The organism is Variovorax sp. 01T439_2 (assembly GCF_056398445.1).
The window spans coordinates 1-5,955 of record NZ_JBFTPJ010000402.1 but is presented as its reverse complement, the minus strand read 5'-3'; the positions used below and the strand labels follow the sequence as shown (position 1 = coordinate 5,955).

Here is a 5,955-nt window from a genome sequence, read left to right as displayed (position 1 = left end):
CGCTCGAAGACGCGCTGCGCATCGTCGCCGCGCGCGGCCGCCTGATGCAGACGCTCGCGGCGGGCGCGATGACGGCGGTGTCGCTGCCTGAATCGGCGCTGGCCCAATTCCTTCGCGACGGCTGCGACCTGGCCGCGGTGAACGGCGAACAGCTCTGCGTGCTGGCCGGCCCGTTGGACGCCATCGAGCGCGCCGAAGAAGCGCTGCGTGCGCGCCAGCAACTGCCGCGCCGCCTGCATGTGGCCATCGCCTCGCATTCGAGCCTGGTCGATCCCATCGTGGCCGAGCTGGAGCAGCTGATCGCCTCGCTGCCGCGCCATGCGCCGCGCATTCCCTTCCTGTCGAACGCGACGGGCCGGCCGATCACCGGAGCAGAGGCGACCAGCCCCGCGTACTGGGGCCGCCACCTGCGCGGCACCGTGCGCTTTGCCGAGGGCTTGCGCGAGATCTTCGCCGCGCCGGGCCGTGTGCTGCTCGAGGTCGGCCCCGGCGAAACGCTCGCGAGCCTCGCACGCCAGCATCCGCAAAGCCGCGAGGCCGCGGGCATCTGGGCGAGCCAGGTGCACCCGCAGCAAACGGCGCGCAACGCCCAGCAGCTGGCCGTTGCCGTGGCGGGACTGTGGACCGCGGGCGTCGACATCGACTGGGTGGCCTGCCGCGCGGAAGGCGCAAGCCGGCGCCGCGTGCCGCTGCCCACCTATGCCTTCCAGCGCAAGCGCTTCTGGATCGAGGCGGGCGAGGCTGCGCAGCCTGCGAAGAGCACGGCGCCGAACCTCTTCTACGCGCCCCTCTGGGAACGCAGCGCGCCGCTTTCGCCCGCTGAAAAGCAGGGCGAGCGCGCAGGTTGCGCGCTGGTGCTCGGCGATGCGAACAGCTTCACCGACCGGCTCGCGCGCACCCTGCGCGAGCGCGGCGAAAAGGTGGTGCTGGCCTTGCGCGGACCGCGCTTTGCCCGCATCGCGCCGGGCCAGTACGCCCTGCGCGCGGGGCCCGCGCCCGAGAGTGCAGCCGAGGCCGAGCTTGCGCGCCGCGTGGCCGACGAGGCGGCAGCGCCACCGGACGAATTCCTGGTGGCCTACCGCGGGCCGCATCGCTGGCGGAAGCGCTATGCGCCGCTGTCCGATGTGCCCGCGCCCGCCGCAAGGCAGCGCCTGCGCGAAGGCGGCGTCTACCTCATCACCGGTGGCATGGGCGGCGTCGGCTTGGCGATGGCGCGCTACCTGAGCCGCACCTGGAAAGCGAAGCTCGTGCTGCTCGGCCGCACGCTCCTGCCTGGGCGCAGCGATTGGGAGCGCCTCGTTGCGGACGCCGGCCAGCCCGTGGTGCTGCGGCGCAAGCTGCAGCAGCTGATCGATCTCGAAGCGGACGGCGCCGAGGTGCTGCCGGTGGCGGCCGACGTCAACGATGCCGCGCAGCTGCGCGCGGCCCTCGCCGCCGTGCATGCGCGCTTCGGTGCGGTCCACGGCGTGGTGCATGCCGTCGTGCACCCCGACCGCGGCATGATTGCCCAGCGCACGCCGGCACGGGTCGAAGCGGCCTTCGCGCCCAAGATCGCGGGCACGCTCGCGCTGCTCGATGCGCTGCGCACCGAGCCGCTGGACTTCGTGCTGTTCTGCTCGTCGATCTCGGTGCTGATCGGCGGCCTCGGCCGCAGCGACTACGCCGCCGCCAATGCCTACCTGGACGCACTGGCCACGGCCAGCCGCCGCAGCTCGCCGTTGCCGCTGTTCTCGGTCAACTGGGATGCGTGGCGCGACGTCGGCGTGGCGCTCGACATGGACCTGCCCGAGGGCGTGGGCCTGGACGAACGCACCGGCGTGCTCGCCTTCGAACGCATTGCCAACGGCCCCGACCTGCCGCAGACCATCGTGTCCGTCTCGCCGCTGGCGCCGCGCCTCAAGCCGCTCGACGACCTGTTCGATTCACTCGACGGCGCGCCTGCGGCCGAGGTGCGCACCGGCCATTCGCGCCCCGTGCTGCAGACGCCGTATGCCGCCCCTGAAGGCGAGCTGGAAGAAGCGCTTGCCGGCTTCTGGAGCGATGCGCTGGGCATCGTGCCCGTGGGCGTGCACGACAACCTGTTCGAGCTGGGCGGCGATTCGCTGCTCGCCATCCGCCTGCTGGCCCGCGTGCGCAAGGCCTACGGGGTGGAACTGCAGCCCGCCGCATTCTTCAAGGCGCCGACCATCGCCGAGCTGGCGACCCTGGTCGAGCTGCGCCTGATCGAGGACATCGAACGCGAAGCCGAAACCGCAGAAACCACCGAAGACAGCGCACCATGAGCGAGATACCGAACCTTTCCGAACGACGCGCCAGGCTGACGCCCGCGCAACTGAGCCTGCTGCAGCAGCGCCTGAAGCGCGACGCGGCGCCGGCGCCGGCGCGCGCGGCGATCGTGCGCGGCCAGGACGAGGGTGCCGCGCCCGTGTCCTTCGCGCAGCAAGGGCAGTGGTTCCTGTGGCAGTTGAACCCGGGCAACACCGCCTATCACGTCGGCGGCGGGCTCGGCTTCTCGGGGCCGCTCGACATCACTGCCTTGCGCGAGGCCGTGCAGGCGCTCGTGGCACGGCACGAGGCGCTGCGCACCGTCTTCCGGCCGGGGGAGGGTGGGTTGCCCGAGCAATGCGTCCAGGCGGCGGCCGAGATCGGGATTCCCTTCATCGACCTGGCCGCGCTCGACGCAGCGGCGCGTGAATCGCGCCATGCCGAGGTGGTGTCCGAGGTCTGCCGCACACCCTTCGACCTGAGGGCAGGCCCCTTGCTGCGCGGCACGCTGTTGAAGATGGCGGACGGCGAGCACCAGTTGCTCTTGATGATGCATCACATCATTTCCGACGCCTGGTCGGTCGAGCTGATGCTCGACGAGCTGGCGCAGCTTTATGCGATGCGCGTTCAAGGCTTGCCGGCATCGCTGCCGCAGCCGGAGATCCGCTATGTCGACTTCGCCCGCTGGCAGCGCAAGTGGCTGGACGACGGCGAAGGCGAGCGCCAGCTCGCCTACTGGCGCGGCCGGCTCGGCGACAGCCACCCGGTGCTCGCGCTCGCCACCGACCGGCCGCGCTCCGCCGAGGCGGACTACAGCGCGGCGCAGCAGACGCTGGACGTACCCGCCAAGCTCGTGGAGGCGCTGAAGCGCCAATCCCGCGAGCAGGGCGGCACGCTGTTCATGGCCTTGCTCACTGCGTTCCATGCCCTGCTGTTCCGCCACACCGGGCAGCAGGCGATCCGCGTCGGCGTGCCGGTGGCGGGGCGCGGCCGGCCGGAGACCTCGGGCGTCATCGGCGCCTTCATCAACACCGTGGTGCTCGATGCGCGCATGCACGGGCAGATGCGCCTGGCCGACCTGCAGCTGCAGGTGCAGGGCGTGTCGCTAGAGGGGCAGGCGCACCAGGACCTGCCGTTCGAGCGGCTGGTGCAGGCCCTGCGGCCCGAGCGCGGGCATGCGGGCTCGCCGCTGTTCCAGGTGATGTTCAACCATCTTGGCCAGGGCGACCGGCCGTTGCAGGGCTGGCCCGGACTGCGCGTGCGCCGGATCGACCTCGCCCAGCGCGCCGCACCGTTCGAGCTCACGCTGGAAACCATCGAGCGTGCGGACGGCAGCATCCAGGCCAACTTCCGCTATGCGGCCGAGCTGTTCGAGCCGCAGACCGTCGAGCGGCTTGCAGGCCACTACGGCCGCGTGCTCGAAGCATTGGCCGCGAGGCCCGCATCGACGCTGAATGAACTCGACCTGCTGGGCTCCGAAGAAAAAGCGCAGCTTGCCCGGTGGAGCATCAACACCGAAAGCCACGGCGACGCCATGCCGGTGCACCGCCTCATCGAACAGCAGGCGGCACGGCATCCGGATGCGGTCGCGGTGCTGTTCGGCGAGGTGTCGCTCAGCTACGGCGAACTCAACCGCCGCGCCAACCGGCTCGCGCACCGGTTGATCGCCGAGGGCGTGGGCCCCGAGGTCAAGGTGGGCGTTGCGCTGGAGCGCAGCCTGGAGCTGGTGACCGGCCTGCTCGCGGTCCTGAAGGCCGGCGGCGCCTACGTGCCGCTGGACCCCGAGCATCCGGCCGAGCGCATCGCCTACATGGTCGAAGACAGCCAGCTCGGCCTCGTGCTCAAGCACAGCAGCCTGGCCGATCGCCTTGCACTGCCGCCCGGCGTCGCGGCGTTCGCGCTCGACACGCTGGACCTCGGTGGCATGGCGCAGGCCGACCCGGCAGTCGCACTCAGCGGCGAAAACCTCGCCTACGTGATCTACACCTCGGGCTCGACCGGCCGCCCCAAGGGCGCGGCCAACCGGCACGCCGCATTGCACAACCGGCTGGCCTGGATGCAGGCGGCCTACCCCATCGATGGCGCGGACACCGTGCTGCAGAAAACGCCGTTCAGCTTCGACGTGTCGGTGTGGGAATTTTTCTGGCCGCTCATGGCCGGTGCGCGGCTGGCCGTGGCGGCACCGGGCGACCACCGCGAGCCCGCACGCCTCGCACAATTGATTCAGCGCCACGGCGTGAGCACGCTGCACTTCGTGCCCTCGATGCTGCAGGCCTTCCTGGCGCACGAGGGCATCGAGGCCTGCACCAGCCTGCGGCAGATCGTCTGCAGCGGCGAGGCATTGCCCGCCGAGGCGCAGCTGGGTGTCTTCCAGCGGCTGCCGCAAGCGGCGCTGCACAACCTCTACGGCCCCACCGAGGCGGCCATCGACGTCACGCACTGGACCTGCCGCAGCGACGGCCGCAGCCAGGTGCCGATCGGCCGGCCGATTGCCGGCATGCAGGCCTTCGTGCTCGATGCCGACCTGAACCTTGTCGCGCCCGGTGTGGCGGGCGAGCTTTACCTCGGCGGCATCGGGCTTGCACGCGGCTATGTGGAGCGCGCGGGGCTCACCGCCGAGCGCTTCGTGGCCAACCCTTTCGGCGTGGCCGAGGGCGCGCGCCTCTACCGCACGGGCGACCTCGTGCGATGGAACAGCGAAGGGCAGCTCGACTACCTGGGGCGCATCGACCACCAGGTGAAGATCCGCGGTTTTCGTATCGAACTCGGCGAGATCGAGGCCCAACTGCTCGCGCAGCGCGAAGTGCGCGAGGCCGTCGTCGTTGCCAGCCAGGGAACGGCTGGCGCGCAGCTCGTGGCATATGTCTCGCCGCAGGCGGGACAGGCCGTCGATGCCGCGCAGCTGCGCGAACGCCTCGGCCGCGTGCTGCCGGACTACATGGTGCCGGCGCTCGTCGTCGCGCTGGACAGCTTGCCGCTCAACCCGAACGGCAAGGTGGACCGCAAGGCGCTGCCGCCGCCCGGGCTGGCGAGCGCGCGCGTCTACGAAGCACCGCAGGGCAAGGTGGAAGAAGCGCTCGCCGCGATCTGGGCCGAAGTGCTCGGCGTGGCGCGCGTCGGCCGCCACGACAACTTCTTCGAGCTCGGCGGCCATTCGCTGATGTCGGTGCAGGTGGTGGCCCGCGTGCAGGGCGCGATGCACGCGGAGCTCTCGGTGAAGGACGTCTTCCAGCACCCGGTGCTCGCCGCCATGGCGGGCCTCGTTGCCGCGGCGGCGGCCAGAAAGCCCGTCGCCCAATCCCTTTCGGACATTGATTCCTTCATCGACAGTCTGGAGATCGCTTGATGGAAATCACGGCAACCCACCTTCACATCGGCAAGCGCTTCTCGGGCCTCGATCCGGCGCAGCGCCGCGCGGTCTACCAGAAGATCCGCGCGGAGGGCCTGGCCATCGGGCAGTTCCCGATCCTTGCGCGCGATACGGCGGCGCAGGCGCGGTGCCCCGCCTCGTATGCGCAGCTGCGCCAATGGTTCCTGTGGCAGCTGGAGCCCGGCAGTTCGGCCTACCACATCTCGGGCGGGCTGAAGCTCGGGGGCCTGCTCGACCGCGAAGCGCTGCAGGCCAGCTTCGACGCCCTGCTCGAACGCCATGAGTCGCTGCGCACGGTGTTCCAGGCCGATGCCGAAGGG

The 5,955-nt window shown here is 70.9% G+C and carries 3 protein-coding genes; all 3 read left to right on the top strand.

The features are described 5' to 3' along the window. On the top strand, positions 1-2,282 hold a 2,282-nt coding region (locus AC1DOC_RS18750), incomplete at its 5' end, for a KR domain-containing protein (RefSeq protein ID WP_478130258.1). After that, positions 2,279-5,611, top strand: a complete 3,333-nt coding sequence (locus AC1DOC_RS18745) for an amino acid adenylation domain-containing protein (protein WP_478083950.1) — start codon at positions 2,279-2,281, stop codon at positions 5,609-5,611. The genes AC1DOC_RS18750 and AC1DOC_RS18745, both read left to right, overlap by 4 nt. Then, positions 5,611-5,955, top strand: a 345-nt coding sequence (locus AC1DOC_RS18740; RefSeq protein ID WP_478130257.1) for a condensation domain-containing protein, incomplete at its 3' end; no start/stop codon positions are given. The genes AC1DOC_RS18745 and AC1DOC_RS18740, both read left to right, overlap by 1 nt.

Excerpts from the sequence above, each read along its gene's own strand:
- AC1DOC_RS18745 (WP_478083950.1), top strand. The coding sequence starts at position 2,279 with ATGAGCGAGATACCGAACCTTTCCGAACGACGCGCCAGGCTGACGCCC.